This is a genomic window from Paraburkholderia rhizosphaerae (genome assembly GCF_004366595.1).
Lineage (GTDB): Bacteria > Pseudomonadota > Gammaproteobacteria > Burkholderiales > Burkholderiaceae > Paraburkholderia > Paraburkholderia rhizosphaerae.
Genome location: NZ_SORE01000036.1, coordinates 33,637 through 56,899 on the forward strand (window position 1 = coordinate 33,637; position 23,263 = coordinate 56,899).

Consider the following 23,263-nt stretch of genomic DNA (forward strand, 5'->3'; position numbering starts at 1 on the left):
TCGGGTGAAAGCCGCGCCGCGCTACTCGTCGCCGAGGAAATGCAGGATCGCGAAGTTGAACGCGTCCGGGTCCTGCAGAAACGCGAAGTGGCTGGTATTCGGCAGGATCTGCAGCCCCGCGCCCGGAATCGTCGCGGCGATATATTCGGTGTGACTGCGTTTGATCGCTTCGTCGTGGTCGCCGTCCAACACCAGCACCGGCGCGCGGATCGCCTTCAGCTGATCGTCGGTCCAGTTCGGCTGCGATGCCCACATATGGCTGATCTGCCCGACGAACGCATCGTATTCGTTCGGCGTCGGCGATAGCCGCCGGTATTCATGCCCGGCACGTTCGATAAACCGCGCGAACGTCGGATTCTTTTCGACGCCGTCGATCACCCCTTCCGTCTTCGTATTCGCCGCAAACGCGACCACCTTGCCGACGCGGTCCGGATGGCGGATCGCCAGATCGAGCCCGATGATCGCGCCGTCGCTCCAGCCGACCACATCGGCCTTGCGCAGATGCAACTTGTCCATCAGCGCGACCACGTCATCGGCCATCAGATCGTAGCCGAAGGGGCGAGCGTCGCGCGAACTGCGGCCGTGGCCGCGACTATCGACCAGCACCACCTTGTGATGTTTGATCAGCGCACGGACCTGATTGCCGAAGTAATCTGAATTCGACAGACCTCCGTGCAGCAGGATGACCGGCGAGCCGCGCCCGATCGTTGCATAGTAAAGGCGGATGCCGTTGACGTCGGCGATGCCCGTTTGCTCGCCCGCCACGGGCGCCGGCGTGGGCGGCAAGGTTTGCCAGCGCGCTTCGGCGTGCGCAAGCTGTACCGCGAATGCCGCGCACGCGCAGATCAGCAGGCGCTGTGCACGTAGCCAGCGCGACCAATTCGATGTTCCCGACATGGATGTTGTTCTCCTTGAGCAACACAAGTTTAAAAAGGCGTTGCAACGCGCGACGGATAATAACCAATAGCGATGGTTTATTCCTTGCAAAAGCCTTGAGCTTAAGGACGGCGTCCTATAATGCGTGCCGCGCGATGGCGATGATCCACGCGGTTTTCCACTTCGTTAAAGAGCAAAGAGGTTTTCGATGGACGGCGACATTCGCAGTGAACGCGAAGAGCAATTCGAGGCGTTGTGTATCAGCGTCGACTCAGATGAAACGCACGAGCAGGAGGCGATCGAATTCTTCGAGGCGCAGTTCGGCGAGGACGGCTTCGATGCGGCGCAATGGCTCGATATCGCGCTGTACTACTCGCCGGCGGTCGCGCGCGGCATCATCGACATGGTCACGCCGGATGACCGGTCGCGCAGCAATATCGCGTTCGTGATTGCCGATAGCCTCGACATTTCGTATGGCGAAGACGAGTGCCGGCAATTCGCCGAAACGCTGCACTTCGCGCTGGCGAACGGCGTGCCGGTCGATCTCGATATCGTGCTCGACGGCTGCCAGAACGCACTCGACGACCTCGAAACGTGGGCCGACGACGAAACCCGCGAACCGCTGTTGCGACTGCGCGATGAACTGCTGCGACTGCAGGAAGAACACTAACGCACGCGTGCCAAAGAGGCGCGTCATGTTCTAGCGGTAACGCGCCTTTCGGCCTTCACGTTTGTTCATCCTGTCTTACGGCAAGCCGGCCATGCGCGGGCACGCCGCCCGCCTGTGCAAGCACCATCGCTTTTTTTCTGACTTATTTATTTCCGCACTGCTGTGGTTGCTGGCTGCGTGCCGTTTTGCGCGCGGATACCGGATAAGCATCGAAAGAAATTTAAACGTCGGGTAAATATCACGCGGCCTTCACTTGGCGCACCTATCGTCATCTCCCGGACAGAAGCACGTAACAGTTCCTCAACCCAGTCCCGGGAGCGCATCACCATGGCACGTTTCACCCCCTACGCATCATTCCGTCTCAAAGCCCTCGTCGCCGCCGCGCTGTTCGGCGTCGTGTCGCTCGGCGCGCAAGCACAGACCGCGGCCGTTGCATCGCAGATCCCCAACCCGACTACCGAGATCACGCAAAGCGGCTACTCGCCGGTGTATCTGGGCGTCGATACCGAAACGGCCACCGTGCCGTCAAACCCGGCGACGGCCGGTGGCGCACCGACGATCAGCCGTGCATACGTGATGCGGATCGACCTGTTCGCCCCCGGCGTGTCGCTGGAGACAACCGGGCACAGCGGCCCGTTGAACACGACGGCCGAAACGATTTCGCAATTCGCGGCGCGCACCGGCGTACGCGCCGCGATCAACGGCAACTTTTTCGCGCCGTGCTGCAACCCGCAACCGGAACCGAAGACGGTGATCGGCCTGCTCGTTTCGAACGGCAATGTGGTGAGCCCGCTGACGAACGATCCGACGCAAAGCGAAGCCGTGCTCGCGATCACGCGGCAGAACCGCGCTTTCATCGCGCAAGCGCCGGACATCACGGCCCCACAACTGAAGCTGATCCAGACCGCGGTGGCCGGCTCGGCGATCCTGCTGAAAAACGGCCAGGACGTCAGCGCGCAAAGCCCGAACGAAGGCGACCCGTTGAACCCGAATCCGCGTACGCTGGTCGGCTTGTCGGATAATGGCCGCTTCCTGTACATGGTCGTGATCGACGGCCGTCTGCCCGGCTATTCGACCGGCACGACCAACGCGCAGTCCGCGCAACTGATGCAGGCGATCGGCGCAACCGATGCGATCAATCTCGACGGCGGCGGTTCGACCGAGCTCGTGCGTGCGGACCAGATCGGCAAGCCGTTTATCGTCGATACACCGAGCGGCGGCGCAGAGCGGTTCGATGCGGTCGGCTTCGGCGTGCACGCGTTGCCGCTGCCGCGGCTGCCGTTCTGAACGATTGGCTATGAAGCTTACGACCGCGCCGATGTTGTGATGGTTTGACGTGCTGGCCGCTACGCGTGTGCATGCGCTTTGCGCTTGCGCTTCGTTGCGGCCGCAACTATCAATATTGGTGCGAGTCTGCGTCGTGCTCGCTGCTGCGCTCGAGCTTGCTAACGCGGCTCGATTTGCGTGCCGCCAGTACCGAACCATGTCACCGCCTCGCACTCGTTCCCGGCGAGCGCGTCACGTGGCGAGAGTCCGTAGCGTTCCCTGAACGCGCGGCTAAAGTGCGCAGGCGTCGAAAATCCGCAGCGATACGCGATATCGCCGATCTGCACGTGTGCCTTATCGCTGCGCTTGATGATATCCGCCGCGAGCGCGAGACGGCTTGCCCACACGTAGCGCATTACCGATTCGCCTTCGGCCCTGAATAGACGGCTCAGATGCGCATCCGACACGCACACCGCGGACGCGATCAACGGCACCGTCAGACCCGGACTGCGCAGATTCTGCGCGATAAAGCGCTTCGCGCGGAACAGCGTCGCGTCACCGCTGCGTGCGCGCATCAGCGCGGCCGGGTCGTCGATCAACAGGTCGATCAGGTCGAGCAGTTGATCGCCCTGGCGACGCCGCAGGCTCGCGCTGGTCGCGCCGTGCTGCGTCGCGATAGACGTCACGAAGTCCGCAATCGCGCGCGCGTCGGCGGACGACATGTCCGGCGTGATGAAATTACGCAGATCGTGCCGCAAGCCACGCTCTTTTAGCGCGCTTGCCGGAAATCGCAATGCGATCAGACCGGTCGGCTCGTCGAATGTCTGACGGTAAGGCTGGCTCGACTCCACCAGCACGATCTCGCCGGGCCCGATACGCCGCGCCTGCGTGCCCTGTTCGATATTCATCGCGCCGTGCGTGACGAGCTTCAGATAAAGCCACGTATCGCCACCATCGGCAAGCGGCGCCAATGACAGGTGCGCGAAACGCCCGTCCAGCATGTCGAGCCGACCGAGATTCCACGCATCGACGTTGCTGCCGGTCGACTCTCCCAGACCGAACTCGCAGTCCAACCGGAACGCACTCATACTGCCGTGTCTCCAGATATCCTTACCGTCCGGTTCGTCGGTTATCTCAAGGCGAATAAGATCGTTCAGCATGTCGTAATAACGTCGTCATCAAGAGCGGCTTGAAAGCTGATACAGGGTCACCGCCATTCCCAACAAACAGGGTTCCGCGAACACTTATACCACGCGCTCTAGCCCAAACGCTGCGAAAAACCCGATAGCTGGGCATCTCGCAGCGAACGCGCGTTTCAGCCAAAACTTACGCGGCTCACGGAACACTTCCTTTCACGCCGCTTCCTTACGCTTGCAGACCTGCCTGCTCGAGCACTTTCTCACCGGCATTGAGCATCCCTACATTTTCCTTCAAGGAGCGCATATGCAGCCCTTTCAAACGAATTTCTGGAACTGGGAATCCCACCCCGCAGCGGATCAGGCGGTCCGGCCATTGCGCATCGTGCACGGCGACGGCTGTTACCTGCACGACGAGCAAGGCAATGAACTGGTGGACGGCTCATCGGGTCTCTGGAACGTCACCGTCGGACACAACCGTCGCGAAGTCAAGGAAGCGATTGCCGCGCAGCTCGACGAACTCGAATACTCGACCCTGTTCGGCGGCGCGATCTCGCACCCGCGCGCAGAAGAACTTTCCGCGCGCCTGATCGGAATGCTGGAGCCCGAAGGCATGCGCCGCGTATTCTTCAGTCAAGGCGGCTCGGACGCGGTCGAGACCGCGCTGAAACTCGCTCGCCAATACTGGAAAGTCGAACGGCAACCGGAGCGAACCAAGTTCATCGCACTGCAGATGGCCTATCACGGCACGCATTTCGGCTCCGGGGCGGTGAATGGCTTTAACGCATTCCGACGCAATTACGAACCCACGTTGCCGGGTGTATTTCATGTCGAACCGCCGTGGGTGTACCGCAATCCATTCACTCAGGACCCGGAAGAACTCGGTAAGCTGTGCGCGACGTTACTCGAGCGGGAAATCGTGTTCCAGGGGGCGGACACCGTCGCCGCGTTTATCGCCGAGCCGATTCAGGGCGCGGGCGGTGTAATTATTCCGCCCGCCAACTACTGGCCGTTGGTACGCGAAGTGTGCGACCGTCACGGCGTATTGCTGATCGCGGACGAAGTGGTGACCGGCTTCGGGCGCGCCGGCGAACTGTTCGGCTGCCGCATGTGGGGTGTAAAGCCGGACATCATGTGCTTCGCGAAAGGCATCTCATCGGGTTATGCGCCATTGGCCGCCACCGTTGTCAATGAACGTATCGAGCGCGCGTTTCACGGCAATGGCGACTTCACCGGCGCGATCATGCACGGCTACACGAATTCCGGCCACCCGATCTCCTGCGCGGCCGCGCTCGCGAGCATCGACATCGTGGTTCGGGACAACCTCGCCGCGCATGCGGCCGAACAAGGCGACTATTTACTGCGTGCGCTGCAACCGTTCGCCGAGCGCTTCGATCGCGTCGGCGATGTGCGCGGCAAAGGACTGCTGGTCGCGCTCGACCTCGTCACCGACAAGTCGACTCGCGAGTCCGTCGACCTGATGTCGAGCTATCCGGCGAGCGTGTGCAGCATCGCGCGCGCACACGGCGCACTGGTGCGGCCAATGGGTTCGATGATTATCGCCGCGCCGCCGCTCGTCGCGAGCCGGAAAGAACTCGACGTGATTGTCGCGGCGCTCGCCGCCGGTCTCGAGCAGGCGTCGCTGCAATAGAGCGATACGCGCGATACATCGATACCGCGCGTCCGGTACCCGGTATCGGGCGCGTATCGATTGCATTGCAGGAATACGGGCCACGCCACACAGCTTTGTTCCGTCGTCCTCCCGTTTCCCCCGTTACTCGCAGCCCGCTTCAAAGTTCCGCGACTGTGCCGAAATGCGCATCGCCGATGCCGTGTTCTGCCAAGACGGCCATAAATTGGTTTTCTATATTCGCGCCAGGTGCCAGGCAGAGCACGGATACCACGCGCGCATCGCGACGATCTTCACCCGCCCCGCCCGCACGCAGTTCGTGTTTTCCTGCATTGCCTCGCGCCATGTGTCATTCGTAATCTCGTGCATCTCCACGCTGCGAGGAGGTCCATCGTCATCTAGCCATCACCGCGCCATCCGGCGAGCCGCGCCGCGACGTATTCGCGTCATACCGCGCGCGCCAGCCTTCCTGTTGATCCCTGTGCTGACGTAAGGAGTAACCATGAGCTTGAGCAAAACATTAAAACCCTTTGCGCTGTTGCTGGGAGCCGTGTTCGCGATCACTCCGCCCGGCGCGTTTGCGGACGATCTGACGGTAAAAGTCGGCTTTTCCGCACCGTTGACCGGCGCGAATGCGGGTTACGGCAAGGATCTGCAAAACGGCGTACAGATGGCGATCGACGAGGCCAACGCGCAGAAGATCAAGATCGGCAAACAGGTCGCGCATTTCGTGCTGGTCGCCGAAGACGATCAGGCGGACCCGCGCATCGGCGTGCAGGCGGCACAAAAGCTTGCCGACGCGAACGTCGCGGTGGTGGTGGGCCACTTCAACTCGGGCACGACGATCCCCGCCTCCCAGGTCTACGAATCGGCAGGTATCCCGATGATCGACCCGGCGGCAACCAACCCGACCATCACCAATCGCGGCTTCGCGAACACCTTTATGGTGATTTCGACCGATGCGCAGAATGCGGGCAACGCGGGTACTTACGCGGTGCAGGTGACCAAAGCGAAGCGCATCGCAATCATCGACGACCGCACCGCATTCGGCCAGGGCGAAGCCGACGAGTTTGAAAAGGCGGTCAAGGCCGCGGGCGGCAATATCGTTACGCGCGAGTACACGGACAATCACGCCGTCGACTTCAGCACGCAACTGACCAGGATCAAGGCAACCAACGCGGACCTGATTTTCTTCGGCGGCCTCGATACGCAGGCCGCGGCGATTGCGAAGAAGATGAAACAGCTCGGCATGAACGCGCAACTGCTCGGCGGCGGTGGCGTGCAAGACCCCGAGTTCATCAAGCTCGCCGGCGATACCGCGGAAGGCGCGATGGCATGGGAATATGGCCGGCCACTCGCGCAGATGCCCGCAGGCAAGGAGTTCGCGCGGAAATTCAAGGCGAAGTTCGGCGAGGACATCCTGTCGTACGCGCCGTTCGGCTACGACGCGACGTGGGCTGCGATCAAGGCGATGCAGGCGGCCGGGTCCGCGTCGCCATCCGCGTATAGGCCCAAGCTCAAGAGCATCAACTTCGAAGGCGTGACCGGCACGATTTCGTTCGACAGCACCGGCGCATTGAAGAGCGGCGCATCGACGCTCTATCAGGTGAAGGACGGCGAATGGCATCCGGTGGTGACAAAGACCGGGACATAAGCGATAGCGTGCCGCAACAGGCGTGCGCCCGCAGTGGGCTTCATGATCTCGGTCTCGCTGCGGTTGTTACTGTGTCTCGCTGCGCGCCAGCGGCTTTTTCAGCCCCGCGCGCACGACGATCTGCGACAACGCATCGCGTTCAATCCTGACAAGCGACGCACGTGCAGCCTGGAATTCTTCAGCGCTGCACATCTGGTGACCGAAGCGCGTGGTGAGCCGCCGTGTGATCTGCACGATGCGCGTATCCGGGTCGAACACATAGTGCGACGAGAACTCGAAGAACGGATCGTGCACCTGCGCGTCCTGCGGCAAATCGGTCACGCGCACGTTATCGGGCAGCGTGATCTGCGACGTCTCGTCGAAGTCGCCGTCGATACACGCCCACGGCTGCGTGCGGCGCGGCTCCGTGAGCCACGTCTGCACCTGACTCGCGATGCCACCCGACAAGCTCGTCAGCGCGGGCAACGCGGTCGTGCCGTCAGGCCAGCTCACGTGCTCGAGCGTTCCTTGCATCGTCGTCGCGAACGGGCCCGTGGTGGTGGTCAGTTCGCCCGGCTGCATGCGCGCAACGCCGGACAGGCCGGTCTGCCGCAACCGCTCGGCGGCAATCTGCTGCCAGCGCTGCCGCGTCGCGCGACGAAATACGTTGCGTTCGAGTTCGGCCGGCGCGCCGATATCCTGCACGCGATAGCTGAAACGGCCGGTCCCGCTGTTGTCCACATCGATCTGCAGACGCGCCACGCGCGCACGCTGCTGTACGCCGGGCGTGCGCGCCAGCACGCCTTCATCGACGAGCAGCACCGGCCGGTCCATCACGCTTGCCGGCAAGTAGCCAAAACCCGTCCCGCCCGCAGTCGTATCCGCGAACAGCGATAGCGACGGAATCCACGTGATCACATGGTTGATCGCGCTTGCGCCATAGCCCGGCACCTGCGGTAGCGTATAGACGGACCCGAGGTTCAGTAGCACCGGCTCGCTATCGATGCCGACCGCGGCGAGCAGCGCACCGTATAGCGCGACGTGATCCTTGCAATCGCCATAGCGATTGCGCAGCACATCGACCGCCTTGTGCGGCACCGCAGCTGTCTCGCCGAGAAAGAGCGCGACATAGCGGATATTGAAGCGCACCCAGTCATACAGAATCCGCGCCTTTTCGCGCGGATCGTTGGTCTGTGCGGTCAATTGCTGCGCAAGGCGGACGATGGCCGGGTCACCGGTCGTCGAGTCGACGGCCGCGTCGCGATAGCGCCCGGCGAAGGTCGCGTAGTCGGGCGTCGTCGTCACCATCAGCCGGTCGCCCCATGTCGCATAGCCGACTGCGCCGGACTCGAGCGGCGCGTACGGCCCGTGCTGATAGTCGAACGTGTAGCGCGTGCGGCCGTTTTCGGTCACTGGCGGCTCGGCCACATAACCGCGTGCGTCCGTATACAGCGGCACGTCCGCCGGCAGATCGAAGATCAGCTTCTGCATCTCGACCGGGCCGCGCGTCGGCTCGACAAAATACGCGAACGTGCCTGCCTGCAGCGGTACTGTGCGCACCTTGCGAAACGCCAGATGCACGCGCGAGCCCGGTTCGACGCCCGGGAAAATCACCGTGCGCAACACGCCGTCCTGGAAGGTCGGCGCCCCCGCGGAACGCGGTTCCTGCACGTCGCGAATACCGTCCGCGCCAACCGGATGCGCGACCCCATCGCGATCGACCGTTTCCGCGGCAAGCAGTTGCACCTGCTCGATGTCCTTGTTGAACCATACGTAGCGCTGCGCGATCTCGTCGACGCCGCTCGTGGTGTTCGCGCGCAATACCGTGTCGTCGTGCTCTTCGACCGAACCGTCCTTCTGCACGATAAACAGATGCACGTCGCGTTCGACCGTCGAAGGCGGCAAGTCGCCGGGCAATGCCGCATCGTCGGCCCATGCGCGCGGCACGCCATACACGCCGATCAGCAGTTGCAGCACGGCCAACGCAAGCCGGCCGCGCACGCGCCTGCCCAACGTGCGTCGGCCTCGCGCGCGCGTGCGTGGTGTGCCGCCGTTCATCCGCGTGGCGCGCCGGCCGGCGTCCGTGCGTGCCGCGCGCGCCAGCTGCGCGGGCTCATGCCGAATTCCGCGCGAAACGCGTGATTGAAATTCGACAGATCGTTGAAGCCGCAACCAAATGCGATATCGACGACACGTTCATGCGAGGCGTCGGTATCGACCAGTTGCAGCGCAGCCTGCCGCAGGCGCGCGCGCAGCAGGTATTGATGCGGTGTCACGCCGGCCACCCGCTCGAAGCTGCGCAGGAAATGGAAATCGCTGAGGCCGCATGCCTGCGCGAGGGTGTGCAGTGTGTGCGGCGCTTCCGGTGCATGGTCGATCAGGCGCGCCGCTTGCGCGACGCGCGACCACGCGGCCGCGCCTGGCGCACGTTCGCGCCGATGCGTGCGGGCGTGCGCGCCAGCCGCTTGCAGCGCCGCAACGGCAAACTCGACTGCGAGTTCGTCCCAGGCGAGCGACGCACCCGGCACGATTCCCGTGCAGGCGCTCGCAATAAGCGGTGACAACGCGCGCAACGGCGCAACGCTCGCGCATGCGAACCGCGTGACGCCGCTTGTTATGCCCGCATCGGCCGCAAGCGATTCGAAATAGTCAGGCTGGTAGCGAAACGAAATGCACCGGTCGCCGGCGCCGTGACGATGACCGCATTCGAAACAGGCGCCGTCGTTGCCGAGCAGCAACGCGCCAGGGGTCAGCAGCGCGTGGCCGTCCGCGCTGCGGTAAGCGAACGATCCGGCCACCACCGCGGCGATGCAGACGCCATCGTGGCGTTCGCCGAACGCAGCGTCGCGCGGGCCCAACGTACACAGCATGTCGGTCACCGACCAGCCGTCGCCCGCCGCGAGCGGTCGCGCGGCGAGCATGCCTCGCGCGCCCGCGGCAGCGCGCTCGCGCAGCGCGTCGTTCAGTTGCGCGGCAATTTTCCCCAAGATTTCACCCCTCGAACGCCGTATCGTTGTTTTATCACATCGGCGCGCCGCGTGAGCGCGAGCCGCACCGCTTGCGCTGTGAACTCCGCTGTGAACTTTTCTCGCTGCCCTTTTCTCAACCCGACGGGAGCATCCGTAAATGAACGCACACGGCCTGCACGAACCTCTGCTCGACGCACACCCGCTTCTCACCGCGCTCAGCGCGCCGAGCCGCGCCGCCGATATCGACGAGGCAGACGACGTCTATGGCTGGCTCGTCGGCAGCTGGCGCATGCAGGTGCTGCACTACCGCGACGACCTGCGCGCCGCGCCGCTGCAAGGCGAAATTCAGTTTGGCTGGGTACTCGAAGGCCGCGCGGTGCAAGACGTCTGGATCATGCCGCCACGCGAACAACGCACGGGCGCGCACGCTGCAGCGCACGATATGTATGGCACGACGTTGCGCGTCTGGGACCCCGCGGTGCGCGCGTGGCGGGTTACCTATCTGAATCCGGCAACCGGGCAGCGCGACGAACTGATCGGTAGACGCATCGGCAACGCGATCGTGCAGATCGGCACGCACGCGAACGGCACGCCGATCCGCTGGAACTTCACGGACATCGGCCGCGACTCGTTTCATTGGACCGGTGTCGCGCTCGCGCCGGACGGCATCACGTGGGTACTCGAAGCGGAGTTCGCCGCGCAACGCGTACGTGGTTGATCGAATCGATGTCAGCGCTGCCGCAATTCGTTGCCTTCTTCGTGCGACAGCCTGACGAAAAACAGCAGCGAACACAGCGTGAGCGCGCCGACCACGAAGAACGCCGGAGAAAAATCGCGCGCGCTCAATTGTGCGGCGCTGCCGCCATACAGGTACGCAGTCACCGCGAGTAGCGACGCCGCAAACGCGACGCCGACACTGATCGACAGTTGCTGCGCCATGCTCGCCAATGCGGTCGCGCGGCTCATTTGCGGCCTCGGCATATCGGAATAGCCGAGCGTATTGAGCGTCACCATCGCGAGCGAATTGAACAGACCGCCGAACAGCAGCACGACGAAGATCAACGCGTGCGGCGTGGACGGGCTAAACAGCCCGTAGCTCGCGTAAAAGCAGCCCGTCACCAGCGTCGAGCCGATCAGCAGCCGGCGAAAGCCGATGTGGCGAATCGCAGGCCCCATCAGCGCGCGCACCGACAGCGACCCGACCGCGGTCGCCACGCTGATCGAACCGGACTGCAGCGGCGTAAGGCCAAAACCGAGTTGCAGCATCAGCGGCAGCAGAAACGGCGACGCGCCGAGCGCGATGCGCAGCGGCATGCCGCCGACGACCGCGGTACGGTACGCGTGAAAGCGAAACAGGCCCGGGTCGATGATCGGTTCCGTGTGACGCCGCGTGTAGAACCAGTACGCAACGAGCGCGAGCGCGCCGGCGCCGAGCAGCGTGAAAGTCACCGGCTGTGCGACCAGCCCGCGACCGGCCGTGTCGAAGCCGCCGACCAGGCCGACCAGGCCGGTCGACAGCAACAGGAAGCCTGGCAGATCGAAGCGCGCATCGTGCGGCTCCTGCGAATCTTCGATAAAGGCTAGCGCGCACAGCACACCGACCATGCCGAACGGCACGTTCAGCAGAAAGATCCAGCGCCACGACGCCACGGTCACAACGAAACCGCCGAGCAGCGGACCGGCTAGCCGCCCCACCGCGCCGGGCACGGTGAACCAGACCATCGCGGCGACCATGCGCGCGGGCGGCACGCTGCGCAGCAGAATCAGCCGGCCCACCGGCACCATCATCGCGCCGCCCATGCCTTGTATCACGCGAAACAGCACGAGTTGCGGCAGCGACATCGCGAGTCCGCACAGCGCCGAGCCGACCGAAAACAACACGATTGCCGCACAAAACACGCGGCGTGTGCCGAAACGGTCCGCAAGCCAGCCGCTGGCAGGCAGGAACACCGCAAGACTCAGCAGATACGAGGTGATCGCGAGATTCAGATGCAGCGGCTCGACACCTAGCGAGCGTGCTATCGACGGCAACGCGGTTGCCATGATCGACGTGTCGAGGTTTTGCAGCAACAGCGGGCAGGCAACGATGATCGGAATAAGTCGGGCGCGGTCGGTCATGCATTCTTTTACCGCAAAATGCGCGGCACGACGAGACCTCAGAGCGTGCCGACTGTTACTGCGCGTTTCGCGCGACCCCGTGCATCAAGCAATGTTTCCCGATAAGACGGTTCGGGCAGCGAGTATCGTTGCACGCGCATCGATCACTCGACCGGGTCGTGCGATTCATTCGTTTTCACCGAGAGCCGCGAGCAGTTCGTACAGCTTTTCGACATGCCGGATCAACAGATGCCGATGCTTTTCAATCTGTTCGAGTCGGCCCGCGAGGTCCGCATGCACGTTTTCATCGAGATCGACCGCGCCCATCACGTCTTCGACTTTTGCGCGCAGCGCGCCAATGTCGACGGGCGGATGCGTGAGGTGCCGCTCGAAGCGCCGCACGTCCTGCGCCGCGAGGTCGCGCACCTTGCGCAAATACGCGTGCCTGCGATGTGTCTGCGCATCTTTTGTCTCGTCGTCGTGCTTCTTCGGCGGCGTTTGCCCGAAGATCGGCTCGGGTGGCCGCAGCACCACTTTCTTGCGCACCGGATGCGCGGTGCCGCGAAAACGGGCGAGCGGAGCTTCGTTGTCGATGGCGGCCCGCGCGTTGTCCGGCACGTCGTGTGCGTCGTGCGGCGCGTCCATCCAGCCGGCCGGCAGGCCGGCTACCGCCTCGACGCCGCGCACGAACTCTTCGCTGAAGTCGCGCTGGCCGGTGAGCATCAGCTTCAGATATGACTCGGAGAAGGTCATCATCCGCGCGAGCCGCGTCGCCGCGCCGACCTCGTGCGTCAATACCAGCAAATTGGCTCGCCAGACCGGCAGCAGCGTTTCGTCGGAATATTCCGTCACTGAGTCTTCCTTTCGATCTCCGTTCCCGGCGGCAACCCGGCGCAATGTGCGCAAGCGGCGCAGCCGCGCGCGAGGGTTCCCGTCAAAGATTAGTCGTTCCGTGATGCCGCGCGCAAGCCCGTCGCCGCCGCCGATGCGGTGCAACGGCAACAATGGCGCGGCGTTGCGCGGATTCAGAAAGGATTGACTGCGACAGACGTGCCATGTTCCTTGGCACATGATTTGCGAGCGAAGGCGACGGGTGATGCAGGACGAATCGCACCAGCGCTAAACCGGACGCACATCGGCTTGCCGCATAGCACACGGCCATTCGCGGGCGGCCGCCTCCGCGGCTCGCTCACCTGCTTCGCGCGCCTCGACGCGAATTCGGCTACACGCGCATCGGCAACGCGTGTCAGCGCGTCACTTCAGCAGTTCGGCGAGCGCGGCGCGGTACTGCGCGTAGGCGGGTTCTTCGTCGCGATGCCGGCGATCTTCGACCACTTTGTCGCCGCCTGCGTAGACGTCCCGCACCGGCGAATCGCCATGCTCGCAAAACACCGCACCCGATAGCCATGCATCGCATGGCAGTTCCGCCACGGCCGGGTGCGCGGCATCGAGCACGAGCCAGTCGGCTCGCATGCCGGCCGCGAGCGCGCCGGTCGCGCGGCCGGTCGCCCGTGCCCCGCCGGCGAGCGCAGCCGCGAACAATCGGTCCGCAACATGCGTTGCATCCGCCGCGGCAAGCACGTTGCGTTGCCGCCTCACCAGACGCTGGCCGTATTCCAGCAAACGCAGTTCCGCGCGCCAGTCGACTGCGATATGACTATCCGAGCCGACGCCGAATCGACCTTGCGCATCCAGATACGCTTGCGCCGGAAACAGGCCGTCGCCGAGGTTCGCTTCGGTGGTCGGGCACAAGCCGGCAACCGCGCCGCTAGTTGCGAGCGCAACGGTCTCGCGAGCCTCGATGTGCGTCGCATGCACGAGACACCAGCGTGCATTCACATCGAACTGGTCGAGCAGCCATTGCACGGGCCGCGCCCCCTGCGTGTCGATACACGCGTCGACTTCGGCGGTCTGTTCGGCAATATGGATATGAACCGGTGCATCGGGTAGCAGCGCATCCAGTCCGTCGAGCAACGCATGCAATGAGGCCGGCGACACCGCGCGTAACGAATGTGGCGCAACGCCATAGCGCCGCGCGCCGTGCTCCGGCCGCGCACGGCGCAGATCGTCGAGGTTGCGCAACAGGCCGTCGGGCGTATCGATAAAGCGCCGCTGATCGTCACGCGGCGCCGCATCATTGAAGCCGCTGTACTGATAGAGCACCGGCAACATCGTGATGCCGATGCCGCTCGCGCTCGCCGCATCGACGACGCGCTGCGCCATTTCCGCGCCGTGCGCATAGCGGCTGCCGTCCGGTGCGTGATGGATATAGTGGAATTCGCAAACCGACGTGTACCCTGCCTTCAGCATCTCGATGTACAGCCAGCGTGCGATCGCCGCGAGGCCTTCCGGTGTGATGCGCGCGGCAAAACGGTACATCAGGTCGCGCCAACTCCAGAACGTGTCGGTCGCGTTCGCGCGATATTCGGTGAGCCCCGCCATCGCGCGCTGAAATGCGTGCGAATGAAGATTCGGCATGCCGGGCAACAGCGGACCCGCCGCTCTCGCGATGCCGGCATTTGCGTGCGCATCGGGTATCACCGCGGTCAACGTGCCCGCTTCATCCCATTGCAGCAGCACGTTGCGGCGCCATCCATCGGGCAGCCATGCGTGCCCGGCAAAAAGCGTTCGACTGGTTTCGCTCATGTTCGGCTCAATTCCATCGTTGCTGGATCGTCTTGCCGTTGCGCTCAGGTCCGGCTCGCATAGACCGTCTCCCCGCCGCGCACGACCCGCGCGCACAAGCGTCGGCCCATCCAGTAGGGCAGTTCGGCAAGCGAGTCGACGGACCACACGGCAAAGTCCGCCGCGCGGCCTACCGCGAGCGCGCCGTGCACGTCCGGTTTTCCGAGCGCCTGCGCCGCATGGAGCGTCACCGCTTGCAGTATTTCCGGCACGGTCATCCGGAACAGCGTGGCCGCCATGTTCATCATCAGCAGCAGCGAAGTCGCAGGCGATGTGCCCGGATTGCTGTCAGTCGAGATCGCGATCGGCACCGCATGGCGGCGCAACAATTCGAGCGGCGGCAGTTGTGTCTCGCGGATAAAGTAATACGCGCCCGGCAACAGCACCGCGACGGTACCCGCTTCTTTCATCGCGACGACCCCCGCTTCGTCGAGGAATTCGAGGTGGTCCGCGGATAGCGCGCGATAGCGCGCGGCGAGCGCCGCGCCGCCGCTGTTCGATAGCTGTTCCGCGTGCATCTTGACCGGCAGATTGCGACGCGCGGCCGCTTCGAATACGCGCTCGCTCTGCGCCAGCGAAAAACCGATGCGCTCGCAAAACACGTCGACCGCGTCGACGAGGCCTTCGTCGGCGAGCGCCGGCAGCATCCGCGAACACACTTCGTCGATGTAGTCGTCGGCACGGTCCGTGAATTCAGGCGGTAACGCATGCGCGCCGAGAAACGTCGTGTACACCGCTACCGGATAGCGTTCGCCGAGCTGCCGGGCGACGCGCAGTATCTTGCGCTCGTTCGGCAAGTCGAGCCCATAGCCGGATTTGATTTCGATCGCGGTGACGCCTTCGGCGATCAGCGGTTCGAGCCGCGCCGCCGCCGCGCACAACAACGTGTTTTCATCGGCTTCGCGGGTCGCGCGCACCGTCGACACAATGCCGCCGCCGCGCCGCGCGATCTCTTCGTAGCTGACGCCCGCCAGACGCTGCGCGAATTCGTCCGCGCGCTGACCGCCGTAGACGAGATGCGTATGGCACTCGACGAGCCCCGGCGTCACCCATGCACCATCGAGATCCTCGCGCGCCCAGTCGCGGTACGCGATGGGCAGCTCATGCGCGGCGCCGAGCCATTCGATGCGTCCGTTTTGCACCGCGATCGCGGCGTCGCCGATCGTGTCGTGCGGATCGCCGTGCGCACAGAGTTTCAGGTGATGCCAGACGGTTTGCTTCATCGTAAGCTCGCTGGAGGAATAGGCGGTTCGCTCAGACCGGTTGTCGGGAATCCGCATGAAGGATCGACACGGCAAGCACGGTGCCCGTGCCACGCAGCGTGCAGTGCCATGCTTGCGCGTCAGCGATGCGCATCGTGTCGTTCGTTGCGAGCGCAACGGGCTCGCCGGCGCTCGGCACGACATCGACCGAACCGGCTGCGCAAAATAGCAGTACGGTGTCCGCGGACACGGTATGCGCGCTGCCGGCGCGCCATACCTCGATGTTGCCGCTCGCCACACCGCGCCGGACCATCAGGTTGAAGTCGCGCGTCGCGCCTTCGACGAGCCGCGCATCGATCGCCGTTTCGCCGGCAAAACGGGCGATGTCGAACGGTTGCGTCAACGCATGCGTGCGCCCTTGCCCTTCGTCGAGCAGCATGCCGGCACCCGAAATCAGCACAAGTGTCCGGTCGATGCCGGCAAAGCGCGAGAACGGCCCGGCTTGCTCGACGTCGGCAACACTCACGCGCCAGACAAACGTATCAAATTCCGCTGCGGCCGGATACACGGCAATCTCGCGCGTGATACCGCCGCCGTTTTTCCAGCGCGTCGCGTGCAAGTCCGCGCCGCGAATCAGCGTGACTTGCGCCGTCTGTGAGCGGTTGCCCGGCATTGCAGTCACCGGCCCAGCATCGGCAGCTTGAGGCCTGCGTCGACCGCTGTTTTGCGCGCAAGGTCATAGCCCGCATCCGCATGGCGCATCACCCCGCTTGCCGGGTCGTTGAACAGCACGCGACCGAGGCGCGCATGCGCGGCATCGGTGCCGTCCGCGACGATCACGACACCCGCATGCTGGCTATACCCCATGCCGACCCCGCCGCCGTGATGCAGCGACACCCAGGTCGCACCGCCCGCGGTGTTCAGCATCGCATTGAGCAGCGGCCAGTCGCTGACCGCATCCGAGCCGTCGAGCATCGCTTCCGTTTCGCGATTCGGGCTCGCGACCGAACCGGTGTCCAGATGGTCGCGGCCGATCACGATCGGCGCTTTCAGCTCACCTGTGCGGACCATTTCGTTGAACGCCTGGCCGAGGCGATAGCGGTCTTTCACGCCGACCCAGCAGATCCGTGCAGGCAACCCCTGGAACGCGATCCGTTCGCGCGCCATATCGAGCCAGTTGTGCAGATGCGCATCGTCCGGGATCAGTTCCTTGACCTTCGCATCGGTCTTGTAGATATCTTCCGGATCGCCCGACAGCGCGACCCATCGGAACGGACCTTTGCCTTCGCAAAACAGCGGCCGCACATAGGCGGGCACGAAGCCGGGGAAGTCGAATGCATTTTCGACACCCATGTCGAGCGCCATCTGCCGGATGTTGTTGCCGTAATCGAGCGTCGCGGCGCCACGTTGCTGCAGCGTCAGCATTGCGCGCACCTGGTTGGCCATCGACTGCTTCGCCGGTGTCACGATGCTTTGCGGGTCGGTCTTCTGACGTTCGCGCCAGTCGGTGACCTGCCAGCCTTGCGGCAAATAGCCATGTATCGGATCGTGCGCGCTCGTCTGATCGGTCACGCAGTCCGGCGTGACGTTGCGTTTGACGAGTTCGGCGAACACATCCGCCGCGTTGCCGAGCAGGCCGATGGACACCGGCTTGCCGCTCGCCTTCGCTGCGTCGATCATCGCGAGCGCTTCGTCGAGCGTCTTCGCTTTTTTGTCGACGTAGCGCGTTTTCAGGCGGAAGTCGATGCGGGTCTCATCGCATTCGACTGCGATCATCGAAAATCCCGCCATCGTCGCCGCAAGCGGTTGCGCGCCGCCCATGCCGCCGAGGCCGCCGGTCAGAATCCAGCGACCCTGCGGCTTGCCGCCGAAATGCTGGTTCGCAACCGAGAAGAACGTTTCGTATGTGCCCTGCACGATGCCCTGGCTGCCGATATAGATCCAGCTGCCCGCGGTCATCTGGCCGTACATCATCAGTCCCTTGCGGTCGAGTTCGTGAAAGTGGTCCCACGTCGCCCAGTGCGGCACGAGGTTCGAGTTCGCAAGCAGCACGCGCGGCGCATCCGGATGCGTGCGAAACACGCCGACTGGCTTGCCCGATTGAATCAGTAGCGTCTCGTCGTCGTTCAGGTCCTTCAGCGAAGCGAGAATCTGATCGAAGCAATCCCAGTTGCGCGCCGCGCGACCGATGCCGCCATACACGACGAGCGCATGCGGATGCTCGGCCACTTCCGCGTCGAGGTTGTTCTGGATCATCCGGTAGGCGGCTTCGGTGAGCCAGCTTTTGCAGACCTTCTCGCTGCCGCGCGGCGCGCGAATCGTGCGCGACGGGTCCAAACGCGGATCGATGTGTTTCGGATCGTTCATGGTAGTGAGCCTTCAGGGTGCGCAGGGTGCGCAAGGTACGCAAGGTACGCAAGGTACGAATAACAGCGGGCTAAAAACCGCGGCCACGACAAGGAAACGGCAGCAAGCAATCAGAAATGCCCGGTAAAGCGGTAGCGGCTGCCTGGGTGCCACAGGTTGGCCACCGAAGCGACCACGCCTTGCGACCACGTGCGCCGATGCAACACGAGGCACGGCTCGACGTCGTCCATCGATAGCAGCGCGCGCGTGCCGTCGTCGGGTGCGAGCGCTTCGATCCGGTACTCGACGCGCTGCAACGGCGCAACGCGCACGAGGTACTGGTTCGGCGTCGTGTTGGTAAAGTCCTGGAGCGCATAGTCGGGCGCGACCGATGGGTTGACCCAGCGCTCTTCCAGTTGCACCGGCTCATCGTTCTCGAAGTGCAGCACGCGCGAATGGAAAATGGCGTGTCCCGCTTTCAGCTGCATCTCGTCGGCGAGTTCGGCATCGGCGATCGCGTCGCCGATATGCAGCACATTCGCGTGATAGCGATGACCGCGCGCGATGATTTCGTCCGAGATGCTGCGAATCGCGACCAGCGTCGATTCGTACTTCGGCCGCGCGACGAAGGTGCCCGAGCCCTGCACGCGCGTCAGCACCTGTTCGGCCGTCAGCTCGCGCAGCGCGCGGTTGACCGTCATCCGCGCGACGTTGAATTCGCGCGCGAGCTCATTCTCCGAGGGCACCTGGTCGCCCTCCGCCCATTCGCCTGCGTGAATGCGGGCGAGGATGAAGTCCTTGATTCCCTGATAAGCGGGCGAGTTCATATCAACCGCGCTCGGATACGAATTCGAAGGGGCTGTGCGCGGCGATCGTGCCGTTTTGCACGAGACGCGTGATCGCGGCGATATCGGGTGCGAAGTAGCGGTCGAGCTCGTAGCGCGGGACTTCATTGCGCACGACGGTCATCACGCGCTGCAATGCGGGGCTGGTGTGATGCGGCGCGCGCAGATCGACGCCTTGCGCGGCGGCAAGCAGTTCGATCGCGAGGATATTCGCGGTGTTCTCCGCGATGTCGGCCAGCTTGCGTGCGGCGAAGGTCGCCATCGATACGTGGTCTTCCTGGTTTGCGGAAGTCGGCAGCGAATCGACCGATGCCGGATGCGCGAGCGTCTTGTTTTCGGATGCGAGTGCCGCGGCCGTGACGTGCGCGATCATGAAACCGGAGTTGACGCCGCCATCCTTCACGAGAAACGGCGGCAGGCCGGACAGCGTGGCGTCGATCAGCAGCGCGATGCGGCGCTCGGCGAGCGCGCCGATTTCGGCAGCGGCGAGCGCAAGATTGTCCGCGGCGAATGCGACCGGCTCTGCATGGAAGTTGCCGCCGGACAGCACTTCGCCGGTGTCCGGGAAGATCAGCGGATTGTCGGAGACCGCGTTCGCTTCGATTAGCAGCACGTCGGCCGCGTGGCGCATCTGATCGAGACAGGCGCCCATCACCTGCGGCTGGCAACGCAGGCTGTATGGGTCTTGCACCTTGCCGCAGTCGCGATGCGACAGGTTGATTGCCGAGCCTTCCAGCAGCGAACGGAACGCGGACGCTGCGTCGATCTGGCCTTGATGGCCGCGCAAGTCATGAATGCGCGCGTCGAATGGCTTGACCGAACCGGCGGCGGCGTCGACCGAAAGCGCGCCTACGACGAGCCCGGTGCGATACAGGTCTTCGATCGCGAACATGTTGTAAAGCGCCAGCGCGGCGGAGGCCTGCGTACCGTTTAACAGCGCGAGACCTTCTTTCGCTTCGAGCGTGAGCGGCTTCAAGCCGACGAGGCGCAGGCCTTCGACGGCCGACATGCGCTCGCCCTTGTTAAACACCTCGCCGACGCCGAGCAGCACCGCAGACATATGCGCGAGCGGCGCGAGATCGCCGGACGCACCGACTGAGCCTTTGCACGGAATGACCGGCAAAACGTCGGCGTTGAACAGCGCGATCAATGCGTTGATCACTTCGCGGCGAATGCCCGAATGGCCGCGGCCGAGGCTTGACAGCTTCAACGCCATCAACAGACGCACGACCGGACGCGACATCGGCTCGCCGACGCCGACCGCGTGCGACAGCACCAGATTGCGTTGCAGCAGTTCGAGCTGATCGTGCGGGATGTGCGTGCTGGCGAGACGCCCGAAGCCGGTGTTGATCCCATACGCGGGCTCGCCTTTCGCCGCGATGTCGCGGACCGTTTTCGCGCACGCGTCGATTGCGGCAAAGCTGGCGGGGTCGAGTTCGAGCGTGACCTGCTCGCGTGCGATCTGGCGGAGTTGCGGCAGCGTCAGGCAGCCGGGCGTGAGGATCATGGTCGTGCGTTCCTGTATAGACAAGTTACGGTGGAGTCTAGCTGGTGCGAGTTGTATATACAAGTTGTTTTTGGGTTTGGTTGGGTTAGGGGATTCCACTACGGCGGGGGGTTGGGGCCGCTTCGTACGCATATTTCAGAAGAGGAATAGACGCGGGCACGTTCGGACTTTTCGGCGATTTTTTGGTTGTGTGTGCATTTATCGTGATGGCGTTTAAGCGGGTAATAAACACACAAACGACAGAGAAAAATTCGAATGGGCCTTTGCTCTTTTTCGCCGCGTCGGCTTTCGACGCGCGCGCTACGACTGCTGCTACTGCTAGCGGCACTTCTGCCGGCTATCACCGCTCACGCTGAAGGCGGCGATGCGATCTGCTACTCCCTTTACGCGAAGTCGCGTGGGGTACCCGGAACCAAGGGATGTGCGATCAGCGTCGCGGGCGGGACGCCGGTCGGCATGGGGACGTACTTTTGTACGGCCAACGCCGATCGCATCGATCGGTACTGCAATGCGCCGGAGCCCGTCGCGCCTGAAGCGAGTTGTCCTGTTGCGGATCCGGTTTATCCGGGCACGGGCGTCAACACGCAGACCGAGGTCGACTTTGTCAGTGGTGGCGATACGCCCGTAGCGTTTCGCCGCACTTATCGTTCGGCACCTCATCTTCACCCGGACGCCACTGTCGGTGCGGGCTGGTTTCATAACTGGCAACGTCAACTGGATCTGGCCAATGCGCGTGTGAGTTCTGCGCAAGTCATTGCATATCGCGAAGACGGAGAGCCTGTCACGTTCGCCAAGGCGAACGGAGCGTGGCGTGCAGTGGGCACTGCTGCGTTCGCGCTGCGCGACGATGTGGCAGGCTGGACGCTGACCGACCTGACCACTGACACGGCAGAGTCGTATTCGAGTCAGGGCGTACTGCTATCGGTCAGCACACACGATGGCCGCGTCACCACACTCACCTATAGCGATGCGAATACGCCGTCGAACGTAGCACCCGCGAGCGGTCTTCTCATTTCCGTTACCGAGCACGCAGCCGATACAAGCACGTACTTCGACCTTGTGCTGCGGTTCACCTACGATGCGAAATACCGCATCACGCAGCTGACTGATCCGACGGGCGCAATCACGCGGTATGGCTATGACTCGCACAACAACCTGGTCTCGGTGACGTGGCCCGATGGTTATGTGCGGCGCTATCTGTTTGAGGACGTTCGCTTCTGGTCGGCGATGACCGGCGTGATCGACGAAGCGGGCTCACGCGTGGCGACGTGGTCGTATGACGCGAAGGGGCGCGCCGTTGCCGCTAGCCATCCGGATACCACGCGCAACGTTCAGTTTGCGTACGGCAGCGGTAGCACGACGGTGACGGACAGTCGCCGGAGCACGACGTTGAACTTCTCGTCGGTCGCCGGTTTGCAGAGGCCCACTGGAAGCAGTTCATCGTCGGGCAACGCGTCAACGACGTGGGATACCAAGGGAAATCTGCTCACCGATCGCACGGCGGATGGCAACAGCACCGAATACAGCTACGACGATATCGGCCGCCCGGTGCGCGTTACACGACGGAGTTCGACAGGCGTGTCGATCACATCGGTAAGGTACGCCGATGCGACGACTTTGCATCCGTCGCTGATCGCGATGCCTCGTGTGATGCGTAGCTTTGCTTATGACGATCGGGGCAACCTCGTCGCGCTTGGCGAACTAACGACCGATGATGCGACAGGCGCGAACGGCTTTGATGCGAAGTCGACCGGACAGCAACGGACATCTGGCTTTGTCTACGACAGCCGGAATCGACTGTTATCGATGTTGACGAAGGTCAACGGTCAAACGGTCGAAGACTGGCATCAGAACTATGACGGGAGCGCCAACCGACGGATCGCGATGTCCGTCGTAAATGGTCACTCGGTCGGGATCATGTTGCGGGACGCGGCGCATCGACCGTTGCAACTGATGGCCGATGGCATGTATGCGTACGTGAATTATGACGTGCGTGGACGAGTTACGCGGTTTATCTACAGGGAGGATGCAGCGCCGGCGAACGGGAATGTGGAACGTACGCTGACCGTCGATTATGGGTATTCGCCGGAAGGGCGCGTTGTGTCCCGTACGGGGACGGTTAAGCCTGAGGGTGGGAAGGCTACTGCGATTGGTAGTGAGGAGATTGATGAGTGGCTGGATAACTACGAGTCCGGTATAACTCCGGCGGGACCATCAACAAGTCGCAACAAGCTCTCAAGCCTGCTGTGGTTTTCCCCTGAACCCGGCTTGGAAACGATATGCGTCGAGTGCGCATTTATCTTTCCGAACCTGTCCGCATTTTTGTGGGTGAGGCGGTTAAAGGAATCGTTAGCCGCGCGCCTGCGTGAATCGATCGCCAAACAGAATAGCAAACTGATTC

Annotated in this window: 19 protein-coding genes; 6 read left to right on the forward strand and 13 right to left on the reverse strand. The window is 63.4% G+C overall.

What is annotated here, in order from left to right; translation table 11 throughout:
* Positions 1-21: 21 nt before the first annotated feature.
* Positions 22-897 carry an alpha/beta fold hydrolase gene (locus tag BX592_RS30635; RefSeq protein ID WP_134197043.1) on the reverse strand — a complete coding sequence of 292 codons (876 nt, stop codon included), beginning with the start codon at positions 895-897 and terminating at the stop codon, positions 22-24.
* Positions 898-1,084: 187 nt separating this feature from the next.
* Here BX592_RS30635 and BX592_RS30640 point away from each other — a divergent pair, with 187 nt between their 5' ends.
* Both BX592_RS30640 and BX592_RS30645 read left to right on the forward strand, forming a co-directional pair.
* Positions 1,085-1,546 carry a hypothetical protein gene (locus BX592_RS30640; protein WP_134197044.1) on the forward strand — a complete coding sequence of 154 codons (462 nt, stop codon included), beginning with the start codon at positions 1,085-1,087 and terminating at the stop codon, positions 1,544-1,546.
* A 327-nt stretch (positions 1,547-1,873) separates the two neighbouring features.
* A complete protein-coding gene (locus BX592_RS30645; protein WP_134197045.1) occupies positions 1,874-2,833 on the forward strand; it encodes a phosphodiester glycosidase family protein in 960 nt (319 codons plus the stop codon).
* 158 nt (positions 2,834-2,991) lie between these two features.
* Here the strand turns inward: BX592_RS30645 and BX592_RS30650 are convergent, their stop codons facing one another.
* Positions 2,992-3,972 carry a helix-turn-helix domain-containing protein gene (locus tag BX592_RS30650; protein WP_134197046.1) on the reverse strand — a complete coding sequence of 327 codons (981 nt, stop codon included), beginning with the start codon at positions 3,970-3,972 and terminating at the stop codon, positions 2,992-2,994.
* Between the two features lie 283 nt (positions 3,973-4,255).
* Between BX592_RS30650 and BX592_RS30655 the strand changes: the two genes are divergently transcribed.
* Complete coding sequence (locus BX592_RS30655) at positions 4,256-5,599, forward strand: aminotransferase class III-fold pyridoxal phosphate-dependent enzyme (RefSeq protein WP_134197047.1); 1,344 nt, start codon at positions 4,256-4,258, stop codon at positions 5,597-5,599.
* Positions 5,600-5,738: 139 nt separating this feature from the next.
* Here BX592_RS30655 and BX592_RS30660 read toward each other — a convergent pair whose 3' ends face one another.
* A complete protein-coding gene (locus BX592_RS30660; RefSeq protein WP_134197048.1) occupies positions 5,739-5,924 on the reverse strand; it encodes a hypothetical protein in 186 nt (61 codons plus the stop codon).
* 156 nt (positions 5,925-6,080) lie between these two features.
* Here BX592_RS30660 and BX592_RS30665 point away from each other — a divergent pair, with 156 nt between their 5' ends.
* The gene (locus BX592_RS30665) at positions 6,081-7,232 is read left to right on the forward strand and encodes a branched-chain amino acid ABC transporter substrate-binding protein (protein WP_134197049.1); all 1,152 of its coding nucleotides are present in this window, start codon (positions 6,081-6,083) and stop codon (positions 7,230-7,232) included.
* Between the two features lie 66 nt (positions 7,233-7,298).
* On the opposite strand, the gene BX592_RS30670 is transcribed toward BX592_RS30665, so the two are convergent.
* Together BX592_RS30670 and BX592_RS30675 are read right to left on the reverse strand one after the other, a co-directional pair.
* Positions 7,299-9,269 (reverse strand): DUF3857 domain-containing transglutaminase family protein, encoded by a 1,971-nt coding sequence (locus tag BX592_RS30670; protein WP_134197050.1) that lies wholly within the window; start codon positions 9,267-9,269, stop codon positions 7,299-7,301.
* Positions 9,266-10,198, reverse strand: coding sequence for a helix-turn-helix transcriptional regulator (locus BX592_RS30675; protein ID WP_243849810.1), 933 nt, complete (start codon positions 10,196-10,198; stop codon positions 9,266-9,268). Before BX592_RS30675 ends, BX592_RS30670 begins: the two co-directional genes overlap by 4 nt.
* A 139-nt stretch (positions 10,199-10,337) precedes the next feature.
* Between BX592_RS30675 and BX592_RS30680 the strand changes: the two genes are divergently transcribed.
* The gene (locus BX592_RS30680; RefSeq protein ID WP_134197051.1) at positions 10,338-10,898 is read left to right on the forward strand and encodes a hypothetical protein; all 561 of its coding nucleotides are present in this window, start codon (positions 10,338-10,340) and stop codon (positions 10,896-10,898) included.
* 11 nt (positions 10,899-10,909) lie between these two features.
* On the opposite strand, the gene BX592_RS30685 is transcribed toward BX592_RS30680, so the two are convergent.
* The 8 genes from BX592_RS30685 to hutH all read right to left on the reverse strand — a co-directional run bounded on the left by BX592_RS30685 (position 10,910) and on the right by hutH (position 20,862).
* A complete protein-coding gene (locus tag BX592_RS30685) occupies positions 10,910-12,298 on the reverse strand; it encodes a DHA2 family efflux MFS transporter permease subunit (RefSeq protein ID WP_134197052.1) in 1,389 nt (462 codons plus the stop codon).
* 165 nt (positions 12,299-12,463) lie between these two features.
* Positions 12,464-13,129: a hypothetical protein gene (locus BX592_RS30690; RefSeq protein ID WP_134197053.1), complete on the reverse strand. Its 666-nt coding sequence runs from the start codon at positions 13,127-13,129 to the stop codon at positions 12,464-12,466.
* Between the two features lie 402 nt (positions 13,130-13,531).
* Positions 13,532-14,923: a formimidoylglutamate deiminase gene (locus tag BX592_RS30695; protein ID WP_134197054.1), complete on the reverse strand. Its 1,392-nt coding sequence runs from the start codon at positions 14,921-14,923 to the stop codon at positions 13,532-13,534.
* Positions 14,924-14,967: 44 nt separating this feature from the next.
* Positions 14,968-16,185, reverse strand: coding sequence for an imidazolonepropionase (gene hutI, locus BX592_RS30700; RefSeq protein ID WP_134197055.1), 1,218 nt, complete (start codon positions 16,183-16,185; stop codon positions 14,968-14,970).
* Positions 16,186-16,216: 31 nt separating this feature from the next.
* Positions 16,217-16,837 (reverse strand): HutD/Ves family protein, encoded by a 621-nt coding sequence (locus BX592_RS30705; RefSeq protein WP_134197056.1) that lies wholly within the window; start codon positions 16,835-16,837, stop codon positions 16,217-16,219.
* 5 nt (positions 16,838-16,842) lie between these two features.
* Complete coding sequence (gene hutU / locus BX592_RS30710; protein ID WP_134197057.1) at positions 16,843-18,531, reverse strand: urocanate hydratase; 1,689 nt, start codon at positions 18,529-18,531, stop codon at positions 16,843-16,845.
* Positions 18,532-18,641: 110 nt separating this feature from the next.
* Positions 18,642-19,337: a histidine utilization repressor gene (hutC, locus tag BX592_RS30715; protein WP_134197058.1), complete on the reverse strand. Its 696-nt coding sequence runs from the start codon at positions 19,335-19,337 to the stop codon at positions 18,642-18,644.
* Position 19,338: 1 nt separating this feature from the next.
* Positions 19,339-20,862, reverse strand: coding sequence for a histidine ammonia-lyase (gene hutH, locus BX592_RS30720; RefSeq protein WP_134197059.1), 1,524 nt, complete (start codon positions 20,860-20,862; stop codon positions 19,339-19,341).
* Between the two features lie 255 nt (positions 20,863-21,117).
* Here hutH and BX592_RS30725 point away from each other — a divergent pair.
* The coding region (locus BX592_RS30725; RefSeq protein ID WP_134197060.1) for a DUF6531 domain-containing protein at positions 21,118-23,263 on the forward strand (2,146 nt) is incomplete at its 3' end.

What these genes read in the sequence shown, in the direction of transcription:
- BX592_RS30635 (WP_134197043.1), bottom strand. Translation starts at nt 897, where the DNA reads ATGTCGGGAACATCGAATTGGTCGCGCTGGCTACGTGCACAGCGCCTG.
- BX592_RS30640 (WP_134197044.1), top strand. Translation starts at nt 1,085, where the DNA reads ATGGACGGCGACATTCGCAGTGAACGCGAAGAGCAATTCGAGGCGTTG.
- BX592_RS30645 (WP_134197045.1), top strand. Translation starts at nt 1,874, where the DNA reads ATGGCACGTTTCACCCCCTACGCATCATTCCGTCTCAAAGCCCTCGTC.
- BX592_RS30650 (WP_134197046.1), bottom strand. Translation starts at nt 3,972, where the DNA reads ATGCTGAACGATCTTATTCGCCTTGAGATAACCGACGAACCGGACGGT.
- BX592_RS30655 (WP_134197047.1), top strand. Translation starts at nt 4,256, where the DNA reads ATGCAGCCCTTTCAAACGAATTTCTGGAACTGGGAATCCCACCCCGCA.
- BX592_RS30660 (WP_134197048.1), bottom strand. Translation starts at nt 5,924, where the DNA reads ATGGCGCGAGGCAATGCAGGAAAACACGAACTGCGTGCGGGCGGGGCG.
- BX592_RS30665 (WP_134197049.1), top strand. Translation starts at nt 6,081, where the DNA reads ATGAGCTTGAGCAAAACATTAAAACCCTTTGCGCTGTTGCTGGGAGCC.
- BX592_RS30670 (WP_134197050.1), bottom strand. Translation starts at nt 9,269, where the DNA reads ATGAACGGCGGCACACCACGCACGCGCGCGCGAGGCCGACGCACGTTG.
- BX592_RS30680 (WP_134197051.1), top strand. Translation starts at nt 10,338, where the DNA reads ATGAACGCACACGGCCTGCACGAACCTCTGCTCGACGCACACCCGCTT.
- BX592_RS30685 (WP_134197052.1), bottom strand. Translation starts at nt 12,298, where the DNA reads ATGACCGACCGCGCCCGACTTATTCCGATCATCGTTGCCTGCCCGCTG.
- BX592_RS30695 (WP_134197054.1), bottom strand. Translation starts at nt 14,923, where the DNA reads ATGAGCGAAACCAGTCGAACGCTTTTTGCCGGGCACGCATGGCTGCCC.
- hutI (WP_134197055.1), bottom strand. Translation starts at nt 16,185, where the DNA reads ATGAAGCAAACCGTCTGGCATCACCTGAAACTCTGTGCGCACGGCGAT.
- BX592_RS30705 (WP_134197056.1), bottom strand. Translation starts at nt 16,837, where the DNA reads ATGCCGGGCAACCGCTCACAGACGGCGCAAGTCACGCTGATTCGCGGC.
- hutU (WP_134197057.1), bottom strand. Translation starts at nt 18,531, where the DNA reads ATGAACGATCCGAAACACATCGATCCGCGTTTGGACCCGTCGCGCACG.
- hutC (WP_134197058.1), bottom strand. Translation starts at nt 19,337, where the DNA reads ATGAACTCGCCCGCTTATCAGGGAATCAAGGACTTCATCCTCGCCCGC.
- hutH (WP_134197059.1), bottom strand. Translation starts at nt 20,862, where the DNA reads ATGATCCTCACGCCCGGCTGCCTGACGCTGCCGCAACTCCGCCAGATC.